Below are 19381 nucleotides of genomic sequence, written 5' to 3'. Positions count from 1 at the left end.
AAAATGAGAAATATATTAAATCATAAAACCATTTGGATGACGGCGCTTGCAGGGATTCTTACTGCATCGAGCTGCACCAAAGATTTTGATGAAATGAATACAAGTCCGAACAGCCCTACGGCCATTGGACCACAGTATTTGCTTCCTACCGGCATTGAAACCGCCATCGACCGTTACTGGGGGCACCGCACCCGTTTCGAACGGATCAACATCGATGCAGCCGAGCTTTATGTGCAGCATTTGACGCGTAATATTTATTCCAATGAAGGCGATGACTACACGGTTTCACCTGCATTGGTTGCCAACAACTGGAAAGGATTTTACAACGATTCGCAACTCAATTTCCAACGCATCATTACAATGAGCGGCGAAGGATCGGCCAATCCGCACTCCAACTATGAAGGCGTCGCATTAGTAATGCGCACCTGGGTTTTCTCCTTACTGACAGATCTTTACGGAGCGATTCCCTACACCGACGCGATCAATGGAACAGCAGATTCGCCTGTTTACACGCCAAAATACGACGCTATGGAAGTGGTTTACGCAGGAATGCTGAACGACCTGAAAATGGCCAACGAAAAACTGGTTGTAGGCGGCCCGGCCGTTGCGGGTGACATTATGTATGGAGGTGATATCCTGAAATGGAAAAAATTCGCAAATTCGTTGCGCCTTCGCCTTGCGAACCGTCAGGCTGCGAAAAAACCTGCTGAGTCCAAAGCCATTATGACCGAGATCGTAGGCGACGCGAAAAAATTCCCGATTTTCACCAGCAACGCAGACAATGCTCAGCTAAACTGCACAGCGGTCCTGCCTAGTAACAACGAGTGGAACCAGGTAATGAAGCAGGATGGCCGCACCGACTGGAACATCAGCAAAACGCTGGCTGACAAGATGAATGCACTGGACGACAGCCGCATCAAGGTGTATGCCAACCCAAACAAAGACGGCAAATACGAAGGCCACCCAAACGGCCTGCCTGACGCGATCGCCACCACTTACCTGGCAACAAGCTCCACCATTGGCGACGCATTTACCAAAATGGATGCCCCGGAGGTAATTATGACATTTGCCGAATTGAATTTTATCCTGGCCGAAGCAGCATTGGACGGCGAGATCACTGGCAGCCCTAAGACATATTTTGATGCCGGCATCGCCGCTTCATTTGCACAATATGGCTTAACACCTCCTGCATCATTCATTACCAAACTCGGCGCCGTGACGCGGGAAAAAGTATTGGAGCAAAAGTGGGTAGCATTGTTTGCACAGGGTGTTGAAGCCTGGGCAGAATGGCGCAGAACCGGAATCCCGGTGTTTCCGGCACCAGACCCGCGCGCAGTGTTGCAAAACGGAGGCATCCTGCCCACCCGCTTCCCCTATCCCAACTCGGAATATTCACTGAATGCTGAGTCGGTAAAAGCAGGAGAAGGCCTGAACGGCGGCCCTAATGACATGAAAACCAAGCTTTGGTGGGTAGAAAAGTAATCGGGTTATCATTCCAAAAAACGCATTTAAAATCGAGATTATGAAAAATATCAAGACATACATTCCCGCTCTTTGCCTCGCGCTTACGCTTTCGCTGGGGATGACCTCGTGCAAAGAAGAAGATCCGTTCCTGGACGTAGACGTGGCACCCGTGCTGGTGGACATTGTTGGCGCAGCATTCGGCGCGCCCATTGCCAGCGAGCCCACCGTGGGTTACCAGTTAACTGCACCCAAGCTTACCCTTTCGGCCAGGTTACTGGAACTCGACAAGACCAACATTCTTGACCATACCAAAGGCATCGATTCCATTCCCGTTCCAAATGTCGCGATCAAAATAACATTGCGCTCGGGAGCCGTTCTGGGCGAGGTCACGTCTAATGCACAAGGCCTTGTAACGATCGATAAAACCTGGGCTGAGCTAGGCGTACCAACACCCAAGGCAGGCGCGGTAACCAAAATTTCCTGGACGGGATCTTATAAAGGAATTGCGTTCACGAGGTTTTCTCAAATTCAAGCTAACTAACTCAAAATAAGCATAGTGTACAGGTAATTTTTTAATTATTCTGTATATTGTATCAAGGAATTTACCACAAATATTTATCGTCACATCTTTTCTAACCAATACAACAATGACTCAAAAAATGGACCGTCGAAATCTGTTAAAATCCGGTTTAATGGCAATCGGAGGAATGACTTTGGCACCGCATCTGAGCATGGGTGCATTCTCCAACACGCCGCTTAGTCTGGACCCTGAGAACCGCATTTTCCGCAGCCCAATGGTAAGAGAACATTTCTTGCCAAACGACTTCAAAGCACCGAAGATCATTGCGAAACTAAACTCCAATGAGAACCCATACGGGCCTCCTATGTCGGCGCAAAAAGCCGTTGCTGATTCTGTGAAGAACGGAAACCGTTACGCATGGAAAGAAATGTATGATCTGATTGATAAAATTGCCAAAAAAGAAGGCGTTCCGGCGGACCACATTATGATGGGACCGGGATCATCGGATCTTTTGGAAAAAGTGGCTCTGGTAACCTTTATGAACGGAAAAGGAAACATTGTTTCTGCCGATCCTTGCTATATGTCGCTTGTTCAGGTGGCCAAATCCGTTGGCGCAACCTGGAAACCCGTTCCCTGCACAGCCGACTGGTCGCACGACCTGAAAGCCATGGAAGCGGCGATCGACAGCGAAACAAAACTGGTTTACGTTTGCAACCCAAACAACCCAACCGGCGCCATCACAAAAGGTCAGGATCTGGTGGATTTCTGCTCACGCGTTTCGGAAAAAGTGCCTGTATTTGTAGATGAGGCTTACATTGAGCTTGCTGTTGGCGCGGATACGAAAAGCATGGTTTCGCTACTATCACAAAAGAAAAATGTAATCGTAGCCCGCACGTTCTCCAAGATCATGGGAATGGCCGGAATCCGCGTAGGTTACATGGTGGCACTGCCTACTTACCTGGCAACGATCAATAAGATCACGCGTGGTGGAATGGGCATTTCTTACACGTCCATTTTCGCAGCGTCGGCAAGCATGGACGACAGCGCATTCCAGGACAACACCCGCAAACTGAACCACGAAGCGAAACTGTATCTATACGAAAACCTGGATAAACTGGGATACAAATACATTCCTTCTTACACCAACTTCGTGTTATTCCCGATCAGCATCACCGGTAAGGAACTCCTCACCAAGATGAGCGAAAAAGGAGTTGCCGTAAGGTCATTCGACATTCAAAACAAGCCCTGGTGCCGCGTCAGCATCGGAACGATGGACGAAATGAAATCCTTCGTCGGCGCGCTGAACCAGCTGAGCTAACATCACTTCGACTACGCTCAGTGTGACAGTGCTTGTCACACTGAGCGGACCGGGCGGCCGAAGTTCCATTGACCATTTAAATTAAGGCTAACAAAGCTTGTCTCGCTGAGCGTAGCAGGGCCGCCGGGCGGCCGAAGTGCTGTCACACTGAGCGTAGCCGAAGTGCCATTGACCATTCAAATTATTTTGATCATGAGTGATGCATTGCAAAAAACTATAACACTCTTATTATTAATTGGTTTGGGGCTTCTTTTGAAGTCCAAATTCAAAAACAAAGACCAGACAAATGGGATTAAGGAGATCATTTTGTCCGTTGCATTGCCGTCGACGATCTTTATTTCTTTAATGAAGATTGATATTGATTCCTCCATGATCATCATTCCGGTGGTGACGCTGGTTTTCAATTTCTTAATGTTTTTCTCGGCACCCCTCGCATTCTCATTGTTTGGTATTGAAAAAAACAGCCCGACAGGCAGGACATTAATGATGCTCATCCCTTCACTCGCTCCCGGCCTGTCGTGCTTTCCGTTTATTGCGGAGTTTCTGGGCGAAAAAAGTCTTGCTATCGCTGCATTAGCGGATGTTGGAAATAAATTTTTCGTGCTGATATCCCTGTACATTCTCGCGATGAACATGTTTTTGAAAAACAGTGATGACAAGGAGACAAAAATGGGTGGAAAGCTGAAAAGCCTGTTTGTGAGTATGTTTCAGGAGCCTATTAACATTCTGATTTTCCTCGCGATCATACTTTTGAGCGTGGGCATAAATTACAGCAGCCTGCCGTTTGTGGTTACCGAAATTTTCGACAAAACCAGTGCTATGATGACGCCTCTTGTGCTTCTGTTCATTGGTCTGGCTGTACAGCTTAAAGAGGGCAAAAAACGCATTGTAGCAAGCATTTTGTTCTTCCGTGCAGGCATTACCATGATCATCAGCGCGGGAATGATCTACGTATTGCACATTACGGACCTTTCCCTGATTCTGCTTGCTATTGTGATTCCGTTAAGTGCAGCCAGTTTCTGGCCGCTGGCGCATATTTCAGCGTTTAATCTGAGGGAAGATGCGAAAGGTTTGCCGAAAGAAAAAAGAACATTTGACCTGGAACTGGCTGTATTGCTTCTGGCATTCTCCCTGCCATTCTCCACCATTCTGATCCTCGCTATTCTTTCGTCCGGCTCTTTCTTTGCACATACCTCTACGCTGCTTACCTCCGGTATGATCTTTATTGTTCTGGGCGCACTGCCTAATGCTTTAAGTAAAGTTTTCGTCAAAGTTTCCAAAGCCTGATTTTCAATTGAAACTTACATTTATGCATAAGTTCGTCATTACGTCTGTCCTTGCCATCTTATCATTGAACCTGGTTGCCCAAACCAATATGACAACCGCTGACAATGTAAAGTCAGAAGTGACGATTAAAGTATCCAAAAAGAGCAAAAGACATAAATACTTTTCGGACAATGCGCCGGTTACAATGGCGGACGGAAGTGTGAAATCGATTGCAGATGTAAAGGTGGGTGAGCATGTTAAAACCTGCAAGGGAGGCAAAAGCATGGCTACGCAGGTGCGGCAGATTGATGTGTATAACAAACCTGACTTTTCGTTAACGGCCATTTACCTGCGCCCTGCCGAAGGAATTGCCAACTATGATCCTAAAATGATCCCCGCCCTGCTGCTGGAAGCAACGCCTAACCACCGCGTTCAGACCAGCAAAGGAAAGAAGCGGTTAAAACAACTTAGCAAGAATGACATCCTTTACCATTACGAGCCTTCCACAGGCATTGTATCATCCTGGAAAGTGGGTGCTGTAAAGCAAAATGCGCGCATTGTCTCAAAGGCGTATAACCTGGAAACAGAAGACGGCACGTACCTGGTAGACAATGTAATGGTTGCACAGTAACGTTTATTTACTCAATGATCTGAGCGGGATGCAGGCAACTGCGTCCCGCTTTTTGTTATACATTATCGCTTTGCAATTGCCAGTCACCAAAACCTTTCCGACCTTTGCACTCTAAAATGACTTCATATTATTGTGCCTGATATAAACACTTCATCGACGCCAGGGGAACTTGGTTTTACATTTCCAGCCGAATGGTTTCCACACCGCGCCACCTGGCTTACATTTCCGCATAATGAAGCTTCCTGGCAGGGTGAAAGGCTTGCTAAGATGCGTCCGCAATATCTGGCGTTTATCAAGGCCATCAGCCAGGGTGAAAAGGTGGGGATCATTGCCAATGACGAAAACCTGAAAGCTTTCATTTACAAAGAGTTGGACCGGACCGATGTTGACCTTTCTAAAATTGAATTTGTAATAAAACCCACCAATGATGCATGGTGCCGGGATCACGGGCCATCATTCGTCATCAATGAGCAAACAAAACAGAAGGCGATCGTGGACTGGGGACATAATGCATGGGGAGGCAAATATCCGCCCTATGATGATGATAACCGCACGCCGAAAGCTGTCGCTGAATATTTAAATCTGCCTGTTTTCAATCCCGGCATCGTTATGGAAGGCGGCGCCGTGGAATTTAACGGGGCAGGAAGTTTGCTGACGAGTAAATCGTGCTTACTAAACCTGAATAGAAATCCGCACTTGAATCAAAGCCAGATCGAGGAAACGTTGTGCCAATATTACGGCGTCCATCAGATTCTGTGGGTCGAAGGCGGCATTGTAGGCGACGACACCGACGGGCACATTGACGACACCACGCGTTTCATCAATGAAGACACCGTCATTGCCTGCGTTGAGCATGATCCCAATGATGAGAACTTCGAAATACTGCAAACCAATCTGCAAATGCTGAAAAACATGCGCTTGTTGAATGGTAAGCAACTGAATATCATCGAAATCCCAATGCCCAAAGCCGTCATCATCGACGGTTTCCGGACGCCTGGTTCCTATGCCAACTTCCTGATCTGCAATGCCGGCGTTATCACCCCGGTTTTCAACAATCCCAACGATCAGATTGCCATAGATATTCTGGAAAAAGCATTTCCCGAGCGAAAGATCATCCCGCTTGAAGCCACTGAGATCATCTGGGGACAAGGAAGCTTCCACTGTCTAAGCCAGCAGGAGCCGCTGTTAAACTAGCAACTTGTCACCCTGAGCGGAGCCGAAGGGGCGCTCCTCTCCTCGGACTAAAGTCCAAGGTTACAAACCCGGCCGCCGCTGACGCGGCTCATCACGGAGTCGCCCAGCCGCGTCAGCGGCGACTCATCCCTATCCCCAGATTTCAATCTGGGAAAGAAGTCACGGCGAAGCATTCGCCAGATCCGCCCACTCCTCAGGCTCGTGCAGGAACACATTATAATCCACAAAACCTCGGATCCCATCGGCCCAGCCTTTTTCGCTGTGCTGCCAGAAGAGCACGTGCGCGTCTGCGGCGAGGTCGTCCAGGTGCGTGCGGGAATAACCGGCCAGCCAGAGCGGATAATCATCGAAGTTTCCGGCAATGTATTTTTTGTAAAAATATTCATTGACGTAAATGATAGGCTTTACGCCATAATGCGCTTCAATTTGTTGCAGCCAGTTTTTTACACCTTTAATGATGATATCGTCCGGCTTTCGGGCGTGTGTTTCCAGGTCCAGGACAGGCGGGAGATCGCCCGGCTCCATCCGCACCTGCCCGATGAAGTTCTGGACCTGCCGGTCTGACATTACCCTTGGATTATAGAAATGATAAGCGCCCCGGCGCATCCCTACGCGTTTTGCTTCGGCCCAGTTGCGCTTGAATTGCCGGTCTAGATGCGTGGCGCCTTCCGTGGCCTTGATGTATACGAAATCAATCCCTACATTTTCAGAACGCGTTTTTTTCAGCTTATCCCAATTGATCTTTGCATTGTGGTGTGACACATCGATGCCATGAATGGCGTAGCGGAGCGGCAGCTTGATCCCAAACTTGGCGACGAACTCCCATTGATTAACATCCTTCTTATCTTTCCACCAGATGAGCGCGCCAATCAGAATAATCACCCCGGCAATAATCGCCCAGCCCTTAGCAGGCAACGGTTTCAAATAATTCACTTTGGCCGCCGAAGCCTTAACTTTCCTTTTCGCCATAAGCCGCAAAAGTACAAAAGATCGTTGTTTGACCTATCCTACCGCTCACTTTCCTATTCAACCACTCATGTACTATGCTATGCATAGTACCTGTCATCGCCGTATGTTTGTCATGTTCAAACGGGACAACAAGAGCCAAACTTTAAATTCTATTAGCCATGAAAACTTCAATCAGAACCTTCGTATTAGCCATTGCTTTCACCGCTTCCTTCGCTTTCAGTTCTTTTGCAGAGGATAAGGAGACCAAAAAAGTTACCGGATTTGGAACAGGCATATTTGTTGCCAAAAATCACAAGCTGTTCGTAAGCGTTGATAAATACAATGACGCAAACGCAATCATTCTGGTGACGGACAAAAAAGGAAAAACCATCTACCGCGAGCAATTGGGTAAAAAAATTGACAAAATCAGAAAAGTATATGATTTAAACGACCTGCCTGCCGGAGACTACAACATTGAAATTTTCAGCGACGGCGAAAAGGTAACCAAAACCATTTCAGTGAGCGAGCCACACATTCAACGCTCGATCAGCCTTCGTTAAGCACAAAGAAAAATTTAGCCAGAAAAATAAAAGAAAGGGTCGCTGTTTCACAACAGCGGCCCTTTCGCATTTATAAATCTGAATATTAAATCACAACATTCACAATCCGCTTTGGAACCACGATCACTTTCTTCGGAGCCTTGCCTTCCATCCAGCGCTGAACCGTTTCGTCTGCCAAAACCTCCCGCTCAATATCGGAGACGGGCGTGTCCAATGCGAATGTAAGTGAAGCCCTCACTTTACCATTGATCTGGATCGGATACTCGAACACAGAGTCGGTAACGTGCTGCAATTCCCATTTCGGAAATGCTGCTTTTGAAACCATTCCCTTCTCATTGCCAAGCAGATCCCACAATTCTTCACTAATGTGCGGCGCATAAGGAGAAAGTAAAACGACAAGCTCCTGCAAAACTGCTTTGCTCTGACATTTAATCGCTCCCAATTCATTGACACAAACCATAAAAGCACTCACGGCAGTGTTGAACGAGAAGTTTTCAATATCCTCTTCGATTTTCTTGATCGTCTTATGCAGGATTTTCAGCTCTTCCGGTTTGGCCGGAATGTCCTTTACCATCCACTGTCCTGCATCATTATAGAACAATCGCCAAAGCTTGCGGATAAAGCGATAAGTCCCGTCTATTCCATTGGTATTCCACGGCTTAGCCTGCTCCAATGGGCCTAAAAACATTTCATACAAACGCAATGTGTCCGCGCCATAACGCTCCACAATGTCATCGGGATTCACGACATTAAACTTGGATTTGGACATTTTCTCCACTTCCACGCCACACACATATTTGCCATCTTCCAGGATGAATGTTGGATTTTCACCCACAATATCTTTGCGTGTTGCTTTGAATTTTTCAACATCCAAAACATCATTTTCCACGATATTGACATCCACATGCAGCGCCGAAACCTCATATTCCGAACGTAAACCTGCGCTTACAAAAACGGGGCTGCTGTAATCATCGCCTTTTACCCGATACACAAAGTTGCTGCGTCCCTGGATCATTCCCTGATTGATCAGCTTTTTAAACGGCTCTTCCTCAGGCACAAACCCACGGTCTTTCATGAATTTGTTCCAAAAACGGCTGTATAGCAAATGTCCGGTTGCATGCTCGGTGCCGCCAATGTACAGATCCACATCGCGCCAGTAATCGATGGCTTCTTTGGAAGCGAATTCCTCCTGGTTTTTGGGATCCATATAGCGATACCAATACCAGCTGCTTCCCGCCCAGCCCGGCATGGTGCTTAGTTCGTAACCACTGCCCGAACCATGCGCCCAATCCTGTGCGCGGCCCAAAGGCGGCTCGCCGTTCTCTGTTGGCAGATATTTGTCAACTTCCGGCAGGTTCAGTGGCAATTCGCCATTTTCTAATAAGTATGGAAGCGGCTGTCCGGTGCTGTCATTTTTATAAAAAACAGGCACAGGCTCGCCCCAATAACGCTGACGGCTGAAAACCGCGTCGCGCAGACGATAATTGATCTTCCCTTTTCCAACTCCTTTTTCTTCAAGCCAGTTGATCAAAACTTTGTTGGCTTCGTGAAAAGTAAGGCCATTAATGATGCCCGAATTGATATAATGTCCTTCCTTGGTTGAATCTGCCTGCGTTTCAATTTCTTTTTGCGAATCCAGAATCGGAATGATCGGCAAATTGAAGTGCTGTGCAAAATTCCAGTCGCGCTGGTCGCCGGATGGAACTGCCATGACAGCGCCCGTTCCGTAACCTGCCAGCACGTAATCGGCTATATAAACAGGGATTTTTTCATCATTAAAAGGATTTAATGCATAAGCGCCTGTGAATGCACCGGAAACCGTCTTCACGTCAGACATTCTATCACGCTCCGACTTCTTTTTAGTCGTGGCAATGTATGCATCAATGTCACCGCGCTGCCCGGGCGTAGTAATGATATCAACAAGCTCGTGCTCAGGCGCGAGCACCATGAACGTAACGCCGTAAATGGTGTCAACGCGGGTGGTGAAAACTTCAATATTCTGCTCATGGCCATCGATGCCGAATTTCACAAGTGCTCCTACCGACCTTCCGATCCAGTTGCGCTGCTGCTCTTTCAGCGATTCGGTCCAGTCAACCGTGTCCAAACCGTCGATTAGCCGTTGTGCATAGGCAGTAATGCGCATCATCCACTGACGCATTAGTTTCTGAACCACAGGAAATCCGCCTCTTTCCGAAACGCCGTCTTTTACTTCATCATTGGAAAGCACCGAACCAAGTCCTGCACACCAGTTTACCGTCGCATCCGCAACATAGGTAAGCCGGTATTTTAATGTCAGTTTATACTGATCTTCTTCTGACCAGCTATTCCATTCTTCGGCTGTAAAAATGGACGTATCCTCATCGCAAGTCGCATTAACGCCTTTATTTCCACTTTTTTCAAAAATAGAGATCAATGACCCGATCGGCTCTGCCTTACCAGAATCGTTGTTATACCAGCTTTTGAAAAGCTCGGTGAAGATCCATTGCGTCCATTTGTAATAATCAGGTTCGGAAGTGCGCACTTCACGTTTCCAGTCGTAGCTGAAACCCAGATTTTTTAACTGCTCAATGTATCGCGTAATGTTCTGCTCCGTTGTTATGGCGGGATGCTGGCCCGTTTGGATCGCATATTGCTCGGCCGGAAGGCCAAAGCTGTCGAATCCCATCGGGTGCAGCACATTAAAGCCTTTCAGCCTTTTATAACGGGAATAAATATCCGACGCAATGTATCCCAGCGGATGCCCCACGTGCAATCCGGCTCCGGAAGGATAAGGGAACATATCCAAAACATAATATTTGGGAAGCTCCGATTGGTTTTCAACCTGAAATGTGCCGTGGCTCTCCCAATATTGCTGCCACTTTTGTTCTATTTCCCGATGACTGTAATCACTCATAACTGTCTCTGTATTTCCTTATTACGATAGAGGCTGACTTTCTGCCTTGCCAAATTTCCAAACTGAGCGCAAAAATAGCGTTTTTGATTGTAATAAGGTTTACACCGTACCACATTAGGTTGCCGACTGCCCGCTGATCCGGCTCTTGTAGAAACTAATGCCCATTTCAGGTGAAATTTCAAATCAGGGTTCCGGGCACAGGTTTTTAAGATTTTTTATTAAGTCAATTATATCTACTAACCAGAAATCAACATGAAAAATTTTATGATTGCGCTGTGCTTGATGACGATAAGCTACGCGGCGACAGCTCAATACGACCCGGCTTTCAGATTCGGTGTTAAGGCAGGAGCTAATCTATCGAACATCAATGGAAGCAATGACCTGACACTGGCTTCGGGCAATAATCCATTCAATTTCAAAGACAACGACAACCGTTCACTGGGTTTTGTGGGAGGTGTATTTTTCCGTTTTGGTAAATCATTTTATATCCAGCCTGAGATTTTGCTATCACAAAAAGGTGGCCGCTTTAATGTATATGAAGACGGTGTGCAGGATTCAAATGGGAAGGTTGATGTTCGTTTTTCCAACCTGGATGTGCCTATTTTGTTTGGTGTGAGAGTGGCAAAGTTCTTCCGCATCAATGTTGGCCCGATGGCTTCTCTGAGATTATCCAATAATGGTAAAATCGGCGATTCATTTGATGTGATCACAGGCGAAAACTCGGCTGAATTCAAGAACAGGCTAGCTTATGGTTATCAAGCCGGTGTAGGATTTGATTTTGGCAGATTAAGTTTGGATGTGCGTTACGAAGGAAATTTCACAGATATCGTGAAAGTTGAATTTGACAATGCAACCACTGCTTCGCAATTTGGTAAAAAGAGCAATTTGTTCCAGGCAACGCTTGGCTTTGCAATTTTCTGATCCAAAACAATAAAGCATAACAAACGGGACCGTCGCTACGATGTGTCCCGTTTTTGTTTTGATATATTACCACTGAATCTTGCAGCTATTTCTACTTTTACATTTCTTTAATTAAATTGCCTGTAAACGAAATCGTACATTACAGGCCGATTCTATCAGCGCAGTGGCAATAAATACAGATAATGTAAGGTTGGTTTTCGGGTTGAAGCTCAAACAGCTCCGACTGGATAAGGGATTGTCACTCAATGAGCTGTCTCAAAAATCAGGACTGTCGATTTCATACATTAACGAAATTGAAAAAGGCAAGAAATACCCGAAGTCCGACAAGATCATTGCCCTGGCGTCTGCCATGGATGTGGACTATGACACGCTCGTTTCCCTCAAACTCACCAAACGCCTAGAACCCATTTCGGACCTCCTGAGCTCTAATGTGCTCACAGAGCTCCCGCTCGAACTTTTCGGCATTGATCCCGCTAACCTGCTTGAAATTCTTTCCGATGCCCCGGCCAAAATCAGCGCATTCGTAGGCACGCTGATCGAGATTGCGCGGAATTATAATATGTCAATTGAGAAATTCTATTTCTCGGCATTGCGGACTTACCAGGAAATGCACGACAATTATTTTGAAGACATTGAGCTGGAAGCAGAACGTTTTTTAACTGAAAACAATGTTGATCAAGAGCAAATCCTGAATGAAAATGATTTGGCCGAAATCCTGAAATCGCGCTTCAATTATTCGATTGAAAATATTAATGAAAAAGCCAATCCTGAGTTTGCCAGCGTTCGTTCCCTGACGATCACAAATCCAAACGGCAATCGCTTGCTGATCAATAATCATCTTACCTCCGTGCAGCGGGCGTTTATTTTCGGCCGGGAGATCGGTTATTTGTATTTAAATCTGAAAAACAGGTTGCATACCACGGCATTGGTGGAAGCGGAATCGTTTGAACAATTGCTGAATAACTTCAAAGCATCCTACTTTTCAAGCGCGATCATCATCAAGAGAAGCTTGCTTGTGCCCGCAGTGGCAGCGGTTTTTGAACAAAAAAGGTGGCAGCCGCAGCAGCTTATTGACCTCATTCACCGGTTCAACACCACGCCGGAATCTTTCTGTTATAGGTTAAGCAACATTCTGCCGCGCTATTTTGGCATTAACCAGATCTTTTTCTCCCGGTTCAATAATTTCGTCGGTCAGAATATTTTCGATATGACCAAGGAAATGCACATTTCCCGGAAGCATTATCCGCACACCGTGAAAGACGAACATTATTGCCGGCGCTGGGTTGCACTGACGATTCTGAATGATTTGGGAGACATTATCAAGCGAAAAGAGCAGCCCGGAATCCTTTGCAAAGCACAAAAATCAACTTACCTGGACACTCGGGATGAATATCTGGTGATCAGTTTTGCATTGCCTATGTCCCCTACTCCGGGCCTCAATGTGAGCGTTTCCATGGGCATTTACCTGGATGAGCCGACCAGGGAAAAATTACAATTTCTGGACGATCCCTATTTGGTTGCCCGGGAAGTAAACCAAACCTGCGAACGCTGCTCGCTCTTCGACTGCCGCGAAAGGATCGCCGCACCGACTATTCTTCAAAAACGGCATAAAAACGAAGAGTTAAGGAAAGCGTTGAAGCGGATGATCAACTAAAATCGAGACCATATAGGGGTTCAGGCGCAGTTGAATGTCTCATCAGGGAGGTGATTAAAAGTTGATTAAATGCTGGATTAGAAATATCTTAGAATTTATCTTCGCAAACCTTACCACCACGTTCCGAATTATCTTTGTGAATATTTGACACCAATGCTATGCCTGGCACATATGAGTTTGAAGATTTTCTTTTAAAAGTCTCCACTCCGTTTTATCTGTTGCTGATCTGCGTCGAAATTTTCCTGACTTACCGTCCCTCGCACCACCACGACAGCCCGCGCGCTTCCTATAATTTTAAAGATACGCTTACCAATGCATCCTTAATGCTCCTCAACGGCGGCGTTGACCTGTTATTCAGAACGGCCTATGTGGGCGTGCTGATCTGGTTTTACAACATGGGCGCGGGAACGAGCATTACCAATCCAATTTTTTACTGGTTCAGCCTTTTCCTGCTGGAAGACCTCGCGTTTTACACATTACATTATGTGGATCATCACAGCCGGTTGTTTTGGGCCGTGCATGTGACGCATCATTCGTCTGAGCATTTCAACCTGACGACCGGTTTCCGCTCTTCCGTTTTCCAGCCGCTTTACCGCTTCGTGTATTTCATTCCGCTGGCGCTAATCGGTTTTAATCCCGCCGACATCATCATTATGTACTCGCTCACGCAGATTTACGGCATCATTGTGCACACGGAATATGTGGGCAAACTGGGCTGGCTTGAATACATTTTCGTAACCCCTTCCCATCATCGTGTTCACCACGCGAGTAATGTGCAGTATCTAGATAAAAACATGGGCATGTGCCTCATTATCTGGGACCGCATTTTCGGCACATTCCAAGAAGAATTGGAGACCGTCCCGCCCGTTTACGGATTGACCAAACCCATTGAAAACACAACGTTGGCCCACACGGTTTTGCACGAATGGAAGGAAATAGGACACGATTTTAAACAGAACACGAACCTGCGGACGAAGCTCAATTACCTGATCAAAGCACCAGGATGGTCTCACGACGGTTCAAGACAAACCACAAAGAACCTGCAAACACATCTCGCAGAACAAATTACGCCAGAACCATTTATAAGAACTGACGGCCAGCAACCAACGGCTATTTAAACGCCGGAATCCCCGTTATTTCGGCACCCAGGATCAACAAATGAATGTCATGCGTGCCTTCATAAGTGATCACTGATTCCAGGTTCATCATATGCCGCATGATGGGATATTCGCCGGAAATCCCCATCGCACCCAAGATCTGGCGACACTCCCGGGCCACATTCAGCGCCATAGCCACATTGTTACGCTTCGCCATGGAAATCTGAGTTGTTGTGGCTCTGCCGTCATTCATTAATGTGCCGAGTCGCCAGGCCAGGAGCTGCGCTTTGGTAATTTCCGTCAGCATTTCTGCTAACTTCTTTTGTGTCAATTGAAATGCTCCAATCGGTTTATCAAACTGAATGCGTTCCGCAGCATATTTCACAGCCGTTTCATAGCAATCCATCGCAGCGCCAATAACGCCCCAGGCAATGCCGTAACGCGCTTTATCCAGACATTGCAGCGGCGCTTTCAGTCCGGACGCATTTGGTAAAATATTTTTTTCGGGAATGAATACATGATCGAAAACCAGCTCACCCGTCGCGCTCGCCCTTAATGACCATTTGTTATGAATTTCGGGTGTAGTAAAGCCCGCCATTCCGCGCTCCACGATCAGTCCACGCACTTTCCCTTTCTCATCCCTCGCCCAAGCAACCGCTATATCAGCAAACGGAGCATTGGAAATCCACATTTTGGCACCATTAAGGAGATAACCATTTTCCGTTTTCGAAATCCGGGTCTTCATTCCAGCCGGGTTGGAGCCATGATCCGGCTCGGTTAACCCGAAACAGCCAACCAGTTCGCCACTGGCGAGTCTTGAAAGATATTTTTGTTTTTGTTCCTCAGATCCAAATTCATAAATAGGCCACATAACGAGCGAACTCTGCACCGAAACCGTCGACCGCATGCCCGAATCGCCCCTTTCGATTTCCTGGCACATTAGGCCATAACTGATGTAATCCAGTCCACCACCGCCGTATTCAGCAGGAATAGTAGGACCAAAAACACCAAGCTCGCCAAACTTTTTGATCAGATGCAACGGAAATTCCGCCCTCTGTGCATAGTCTTCAATGATGGGTTTGATCTCCCTGTCGGAGAAGTCTCTGACAGTGCTCGCAATGAGTTGTTGCTCAGGTGTTAGCAGGTCATTGATGTTGTAGAAATCTGGGGTTAACATGCTGCGAAAGTCAATTAAGCATACATCAACTTGCCTTTGGGCTTTGGAATTTCTCGTCCAAGCGCTTTGGCCGTTTCAATCCACTGATCGATCACAATCTGCACATTCAGCAGCGCCTCATTTTGCGTAGGTCCATCCGCCATGCAGCCATGCAATTCAGGAACTTCCACGACGAATGTGTTGTCCTCTTCACTCCAATACATGATTAACTCGTATTTGCTATTCATAACTTACAAGTTTGTATTTCAAAATAATCCCTCTTACCTGTTTCACCTGATATGATTTAGCTTTACTACCATCAGGTTGGATATTTACAATTTCCACAATATTTTCCTTATAAAAAATTCTATGGCTGCCTCCTGTTGTCTTTTCCGTAAAACCCAGGTTTAATAAAATTAATCTCAAGTCATCAAAACTAAAATTGCTGTCAGCCGATCCAGAAAGCAACTTTAATATTAACTTGTCAAATTTCCCCATTGTTTATGTCATTTATAGTGTGATGATGTTTCCCAAAATATCCATCTAAACTTCAAAAACCTTCTTTACATAAACCAAATCCTGCCTATGCGCTTCAACTGCACCCACCGTTTTCGGTGATGTTTTTTCCAGACATTGCTCCAAAACCAAGTGCGGCGTGACATTCATTGATTTTAATGTTGTCACAAGGCGGCGGTAATCGATGTCGCCATCGCTGAATGCTTCCTGCCAGACTCCATCTTTGGATTGGCGCAAATGCAGTTCGACAATTCGTTTTCCGTATAATTTTATAATATCAAAAAGAGCAATCTGCGAATTGCCGGAGCCGCGGTAGACCCAATGCACATCCAGGCATAGTGAAACATTCTTGGGATCTGTCGCGAGCAGCATATGATGAAATTCCCGTGCTGCTGCGCGCAGTTCTACGTCATGCGTGTGATAGGCGAGCGTCATGCCGCGCTGTTTCAGTTCGGCACCTAGTTTGTCGAGGTTCTTGGCTTGTTCCGCGAGTTCGGCGTCATTCTTATTTTCGGACCCTCCCCATTGCAGCGGGTTGGGATTGGTGACAATGATCTTCGTGTTAGCAGGTTTCAGAGCGTCCGCAATTGCGAGCACGGATTCGATGGACTTGGTCGCCTCATCGGCCTTATGTAATGAACTGTTCACGTAAACCGAGGGCATAGCAAGCTGATATTTTTCCAAAACCGGTAACAACCTGCCGACTTCATCTGCGTGCGTAAATGCAGGTTCATAGGCTTTCAGGCCGGTTGAGGCAAATTCTTTCAGCGACGCATCCAGGTCTGCGCCCCATTCTTTTCCTTCCCGGGCGTAAAAGGTAATCCATGAATATTGGTTACAGGAAATAGGGAAGTCGGGCGCCAGGCTCTCCATTTCCGGCAAAAAAGCAGCTCCAGCCGAGACAGCCAGCGAATTCATAAATGTTCTCCGATCGATGGTCATGAAGTAAGGCTGTTTTAGCAAAGTCAGGTAATTTTTATCAAAGATGAAAACGGGAGAATATTACCGTCTTGCTTACCTTTGCAGCATTAAAGGCTAAATCCCTTTCCCAATGCACCAAACGCTTCAACTGACCCTGGCGCCCGAAATCGCGCTGGACGACGAGAATTTTCGTCAGCATATCATTAAAAAATTGCGGCTGCGTCACAACGACACGCCCATTATCCGCAAAACCCGCCAATCCATCGATGCCCGCAGCCGGCAAGTAAAAGTGAATGTGCAGGCAGAAGTTTATGTCAACGAAACGCCGCCTTCGCTGATCGGCTTCCAACTGGATTACCCCGATGTGAGCAAAAAGCCCCAGGCATTGATCATTGGCTGCGGTCCGGCAGGCATGTTTGCCGCATTACGGTTGATTGAGCTGGGCATTAAGCCGGTGATTTTTGAAAGGGGAAAAGATGTGCGCGCCAGACGCCGTGACCTGGCTGCTATTAATAAGGAGCACATTGTTAATCCTGAATCCAATTATTGCTTTGGCGAAGGCGGTGCCGGGACTTATTCGGATGGAAAGCTGTACACGCGTTCCAACAAGCGCGGTGACATTCGCCGGGTGTTGGAGATTTTTGTAGGCCACGGAGCCAGTGAGCAGATCCTCATCGACACACACCCGCACATCGGCACCAACAAGCTGCCAGTTGTCGTTTCCGAAATGCGCGAAAGCATATTGAAAGCCGGCGGCGAAATTCATTTTGACACAAAAGTAACCGACTTCATCATTGCCAAAGGTGAGTTAAAGGGTGTTATTACTGATGATAATAAGGAACATTTGGGCATTGGCGTGATCCTGGCAACGGGACATTCGGCCAGGGACATTTACGAGCTGCTGGATGCGAAAAAGATCCTCATTGAGAGCAAATCATTTGCGATGGGCGTTCGTATTGAGCACCCGCAAAACACCATTGATAAGATCCAGTATCATTGCGAGAAAGACCGTGGGCCATACTTGCCGGCTGCTTCATATAGTCTGGTAACTCAAACGCGCTACAAAGGCATTCAGCGAGGCGTTTTCTCCTTTTGCATGTGTCCGGGCGGGTTCATTGTGCCTGCGGCGACGGCTTCCGGGGAAGTGGTCGTAAATGGCATGTCGCCTTCCCGCCGTGATTCGCCATATGCCAATTCAGGGATTGTGGTTTCGATCGAAGAGCATGACCTTTTGCCGTTTAAAGAATTCGGTGCATTGGCTGGCTTGCAATATCAGAAGGAGATTGAGCAGGCAGCTTGCCAGTTTGCCGGTGCCACACAAACCGCTCCGGCTCAGCTGGCTGTGGATTTTGTAAAAGGAAAAGTTTCTTCGCAATTGCGTGACACATCTTACCAGCCGGGCTTGCAGTCTGTTGACCTGCGGGAGATTTTGCCAGCTGAAATTGCCTTTCCACTCAGCGAAGCACTTTCTGATTTTGGGCAAAAAATGAGAGGTTATATGTCTGGTGACGCGCAGTTGATTGGTGTTGAAAGCCGGACTTCCTCCCCCGTACGTATCCCCCGCGAACAGGAAACCTGCGAGCATCCTGAACTGAAAGGCTTGTTCCCTTGCGGCGAAGGAGCCGGTTACGCCGGGGGCATCATGTCGGCCGCCATGGACGGCGAACGCTGCGCCCAGCAACTCGCAAAATTATACGCCAACAAGAAAATCCAATAACTTCGGTATCCGTCGTTGTATTGTTATATTTGTATCAATGACGTTTGGAAGAAATTCTGTATCACACACTATTTTATGCCAGAGATTTTCAGAATGTTCGGGATGAAGTTTTTCTTTTACAGCCTTGAACATTTACCCATCCATATTCATGTCCGCAATGCGGACGGAACCGCCAAGTTTGAAATAAACCCGGTTAAACTGGTTGAAAGTCATGGCATTAAGCCTAAGGATCTCGTGCTTGCTGAGGCGCTCGTTGAAGAAAACAAAGAACTGATCACTGAAAAGTGGCAGCAGTTTCACGGCGAATGAGCATGTTAATTTTCTAACTTTTGAATGATATGAAAATTAAAAACGTATGGTTCGACGACTCGAATATTTATGTTGTTACGGAAAGCGGACATACCATTGGCAATCCACTTGAATGGTTTGCCAGGCTTAAAAATGCAAGCAAGGAACAACGCCAAAATTTTGAGATTGGCCCTGAGGGCAACAGCCTGCACTGGGAAGAAATTGACGAAGACCTGAGCCTGGAAAGTCTTTTCGATTTCAAGCGCGAGCTGCATTATGCCAAAATCTGACACCAACACTCTACTCAACAACCTGCC

Annotated in this window: 19 protein-coding genes; 13 read left to right on the top strand and 6 right to left on the bottom strand. The window is 46.9% G+C overall.

Annotation, left to right across the window (positions count from 1 at the left end; translation table 11 throughout):
- Positions 1-3: 3 nt before the first annotated feature.
- From NFI80_RS24335 to NFI80_RS24310, 6 genes are all read left to right on the top strand, one after another.
- On the top strand, positions 4-1482 hold the full coding sequence (locus NFI80_RS24335; RefSeq protein WP_235164116.1) for a SusD/RagB family nutrient-binding outer membrane lipoprotein: 1479 nt from the start codon (positions 4-6) through the stop codon (positions 1480-1482).
- Between the two features lie 40 nt (positions 1483-1522).
- A complete protein-coding gene (locus tag NFI80_RS24330; protein ID WP_233797044.1) occupies positions 1523-2005 on the top strand; it encodes a hypothetical protein in 483 nt (160 codons plus the stop codon).
- A gap of 106 nt (positions 2006-2111) precedes the next feature.
- A complete protein-coding gene (locus tag NFI80_RS24325; RefSeq protein ID WP_026628192.1) occupies positions 2112-3302 on the top strand; it encodes a pyridoxal phosphate-dependent aminotransferase in 1191 nt (396 codons plus the stop codon).
- Positions 3303-3494: 192 nt separating this feature from the next.
- Positions 3495-4589, top strand: a complete 1095-nt coding sequence (locus NFI80_RS24320; RefSeq protein ID WP_233797045.1) for an AEC family transporter — start codon at positions 3495-3497, stop codon at positions 4587-4589.
- Between the two features lie 22 nt (positions 4590-4611).
- Positions 4612-5199 carry a Hint domain-containing protein gene (locus NFI80_RS24315; protein WP_233797046.1) on the top strand — a complete coding sequence of 196 codons (588 nt, stop codon included), beginning with the start codon at positions 4612-4614 and terminating at the stop codon, positions 5197-5199.
- 132 nt (positions 5200-5331) lie between these two features.
- Positions 5332-6393, top strand: a complete 1062-nt coding sequence (locus NFI80_RS24310) for an agmatine deiminase family protein (RefSeq protein WP_235164115.1) — start codon at positions 5332-5334, stop codon at positions 6391-6393.
- Positions 6394-6552: 159 nt separating this feature from the next.
- On the opposite strand, the gene NFI80_RS24305 is transcribed toward NFI80_RS24310, so the two are convergent.
- Positions 6553-7362: a glycoside hydrolase family 25 protein gene (locus NFI80_RS24305; RefSeq protein ID WP_233797048.1), complete on the bottom strand. Its 810-nt coding sequence runs from the start codon at positions 7360-7362 to the stop codon at positions 6553-6555.
- A gap of 158 nt (positions 7363-7520) precedes the next feature.
- Between NFI80_RS24305 and NFI80_RS24300 the strand changes: the two genes are divergently transcribed.
- On the top strand, positions 7521-7901 hold the full coding sequence (locus NFI80_RS24300) for a T9SS type A sorting domain-containing protein (protein WP_235164114.1): 381 nt from the start codon (positions 7521-7523) through the stop codon (positions 7899-7901).
- A gap of 85 nt (positions 7902-7986) precedes the next feature.
- Here the strand turns inward: NFI80_RS24300 and leuS are convergent, their stop codons facing one another.
- A complete protein-coding gene (leuS, locus tag NFI80_RS24295) occupies positions 7987-10794 on the bottom strand; it encodes a leucine--tRNA ligase (RefSeq protein ID WP_235164113.1) in 2808 nt (935 codons plus the stop codon).
- A 252-nt stretch (positions 10795-11046) separates the two neighbouring features.
- Between leuS and NFI80_RS24290 the strand changes: the two genes are divergently transcribed.
- From NFI80_RS24290 to NFI80_RS24280, 3 genes are all read left to right on the top strand, one after another.
- Entirely contained in the window at positions 11047-11715 is a 669-nt protein-coding gene (locus NFI80_RS24290) for a porin family protein (protein ID WP_051349907.1), read from the top strand.
- A 163-nt stretch (positions 11716-11878) separates the two neighbouring features.
- Positions 11879-13369, top strand: coding sequence for a helix-turn-helix domain-containing protein (locus NFI80_RS24285; RefSeq protein WP_235159423.1), 1491 nt, complete (start codon positions 11879-11881; stop codon positions 13367-13369).
- A 158-nt stretch (positions 13370-13527) separates the two neighbouring features.
- The gene (locus tag NFI80_RS24280) at positions 13528-14487 is read left to right on the top strand and encodes a sterol desaturase family protein (protein ID WP_235164112.1); all 960 of its coding nucleotides are present in this window, start codon (positions 13528-13530) and stop codon (positions 14485-14487) included.
- On the opposite strand, the gene NFI80_RS24275 is transcribed toward NFI80_RS24280, so the two are convergent.
- From NFI80_RS24275 to NFI80_RS24260, 4 genes are read right to left on the bottom strand one after another with little or no spacing between them, the layout of a single operon-like run.
- Positions 14480-15643 carry an acyl-CoA dehydrogenase family protein gene (locus NFI80_RS24275; RefSeq protein WP_235164111.1) on the bottom strand — a complete coding sequence of 388 codons (1164 nt, stop codon included), beginning with the start codon at positions 15641-15643 and terminating at the stop codon, positions 14480-14482. The two genes, NFI80_RS24280 and NFI80_RS24275, sit on opposite strands and share 8 nt — an antisense overlap.
- 14 nt (positions 15644-15657) lie before the next feature.
- Positions 15658-15870 (bottom strand): type II toxin-antitoxin system HicB family antitoxin, encoded by a 213-nt coding sequence (locus NFI80_RS24270; protein WP_235164110.1) that lies wholly within the window; start codon positions 15868-15870, stop codon positions 15658-15660.
- Positions 15863-16120 carry a type II toxin-antitoxin system HicA family toxin gene (locus NFI80_RS24265; RefSeq protein ID WP_235164109.1) on the bottom strand — a complete coding sequence of 86 codons (258 nt, stop codon included), beginning with the start codon at positions 16118-16120 and terminating at the stop codon, positions 15863-15865. The genes NFI80_RS24270 and NFI80_RS24265 overlap by 8 nt, the downstream gene beginning before the upstream one ends.
- Before the next feature lie 45 nt (positions 16121-16165).
- Positions 16166-17080: a sugar phosphate isomerase/epimerase family protein gene (locus NFI80_RS24260; RefSeq protein ID WP_235164108.1), complete on the bottom strand. Its 915-nt coding sequence runs from the start codon at positions 17078-17080 to the stop codon at positions 16166-16168.
- 109 nt (positions 17081-17189) lie between these two features.
- Here NFI80_RS24260 and NFI80_RS24255 point away from each other — a divergent pair, with 109 nt between their 5' ends.
- The 3 genes from NFI80_RS24255 (at position 17190) to NFI80_RS24245 (ending at position 19354) form a co-directional block, all read left to right on the top strand.
- Positions 17190-18776 carry an NAD(P)/FAD-dependent oxidoreductase gene (locus tag NFI80_RS24255; RefSeq protein ID WP_235164107.1) on the top strand — a complete coding sequence of 529 codons (1587 nt, stop codon included), beginning with the start codon at positions 17190-17192 and terminating at the stop codon, positions 18774-18776.
- A 75-nt stretch (positions 18777-18851) separates the two neighbouring features.
- Positions 18852-19085: a DUF4160 domain-containing protein gene (locus NFI80_RS24250; protein WP_026628202.1), complete on the top strand. Its 234-nt coding sequence runs from the start codon at positions 18852-18854 to the stop codon at positions 19083-19085.
- Positions 19086-19114: 29 nt separating this feature from the next.
- Complete coding sequence (locus NFI80_RS24245; protein WP_233797059.1) at positions 19115-19354, top strand: DUF2442 domain-containing protein; 240 nt, start codon at positions 19115-19117, stop codon at positions 19352-19354.
- Positions 19355-19381: the final 27 nt, after the last annotated feature.

Source organism: Dyadobacter chenhuakuii, from assembly GCF_023821985.2.
Taxonomy (GTDB): Bacteria; Bacteroidota; Bacteroidia; order Cytophagales; family Spirosomataceae; genus Dyadobacter; species Dyadobacter chenhuakuii.
Note: the sequence above shows the minus strand (reverse complement) of the source record. Positions and strands in the feature narration are given on the sequence as shown.

Excerpts from the sequence above, each read along its gene's own strand:
- NFI80_RS24305 (WP_233797048.1), bottom strand. The coding sequence starts at position 7,362 with ATGGCGAAAAGGAAAGTTAAGGCTTCGGCGGCCAAAGTGAATTATTTG.
- NFI80_RS24255 (WP_235164107.1), top strand. The coding sequence starts at position 17,190 with ATGCACCAAACGCTTCAACTGACCCTGGCGCCCGAAATCGCGCTGGAC.
- NFI80_RS24245 (WP_233797059.1), top strand. The coding sequence starts at position 19,115 with ATGAAAATTAAAAACGTATGGTTCGACGACTCGAATATTTATGTTGTT.
- NFI80_RS24250 (WP_026628202.1), top strand. The coding sequence starts at position 18,852 with ATGCCAGAGATTTTCAGAATGTTCGGGATGAAGTTTTTCTTTTACAGC.
- NFI80_RS24290 (WP_051349907.1), top strand. The coding sequence starts at position 11,047 with ATGAAAAATTTTATGATTGCGCTGTGCTTGATGACGATAAGCTACGCG.
- NFI80_RS24275 (WP_235164111.1), bottom strand. The coding sequence starts at position 15,643 with ATGTTAACCCCAGATTTCTACAACATCAATGACCTGCTAACACCTGAG.
- NFI80_RS24265 (WP_235164109.1), bottom strand. The coding sequence starts at position 16,120 with ATGGGGAAATTTGACAAGTTAATATTAAAGTTGCTTTCTGGATCGGCT.
- NFI80_RS24335 (WP_235164116.1), top strand. The coding sequence starts at position 4 with ATGAGAAATATATTAAATCATAAAACCATTTGGATGACGGCGCTTGCA.
- NFI80_RS24315 (WP_233797046.1), top strand. The coding sequence starts at position 4,612 with ATGCATAAGTTCGTCATTACGTCTGTCCTTGCCATCTTATCATTGAAC.
- NFI80_RS24325 (WP_026628192.1), top strand. The coding sequence starts at position 2,112 with ATGACTCAAAAAATGGACCGTCGAAATCTGTTAAAATCCGGTTTAATG.
- NFI80_RS24320 (WP_233797045.1), top strand. The coding sequence starts at position 3,495 with ATGAGTGATGCATTGCAAAAAACTATAACACTCTTATTATTAATTGGT.
- leuS (WP_235164113.1), bottom strand. The coding sequence starts at position 10,794 with ATGAGTGATTACAGTCATCGGGAAATAGAACAAAAGTGGCAGCAATAT.
- NFI80_RS24300 (WP_235164114.1), top strand. The coding sequence starts at position 7,521 with ATGAAAACTTCAATCAGAACCTTCGTATTAGCCATTGCTTTCACCGCT.
- NFI80_RS24260 (WP_235164108.1), bottom strand. The coding sequence starts at position 17,080 with ATGACCATCGATCGGAGAACATTTATGAATTCGCTGGCTGTCTCGGCT.
- NFI80_RS24270 (WP_235164110.1), bottom strand. The coding sequence starts at position 15,870 with ATGAATAGCAAATACGAGTTAATCATGTATTGGAGTGAAGAGGACAAC.
- NFI80_RS24280 (WP_235164112.1), top strand. The coding sequence starts at position 13,528 with ATGCCTGGCACATATGAGTTTGAAGATTTTCTTTTAAAAGTCTCCACT.
- NFI80_RS24330 (WP_233797044.1), top strand. The coding sequence starts at position 1,523 with ATGAAAAATATCAAGACATACATTCCCGCTCTTTGCCTCGCGCTTACG.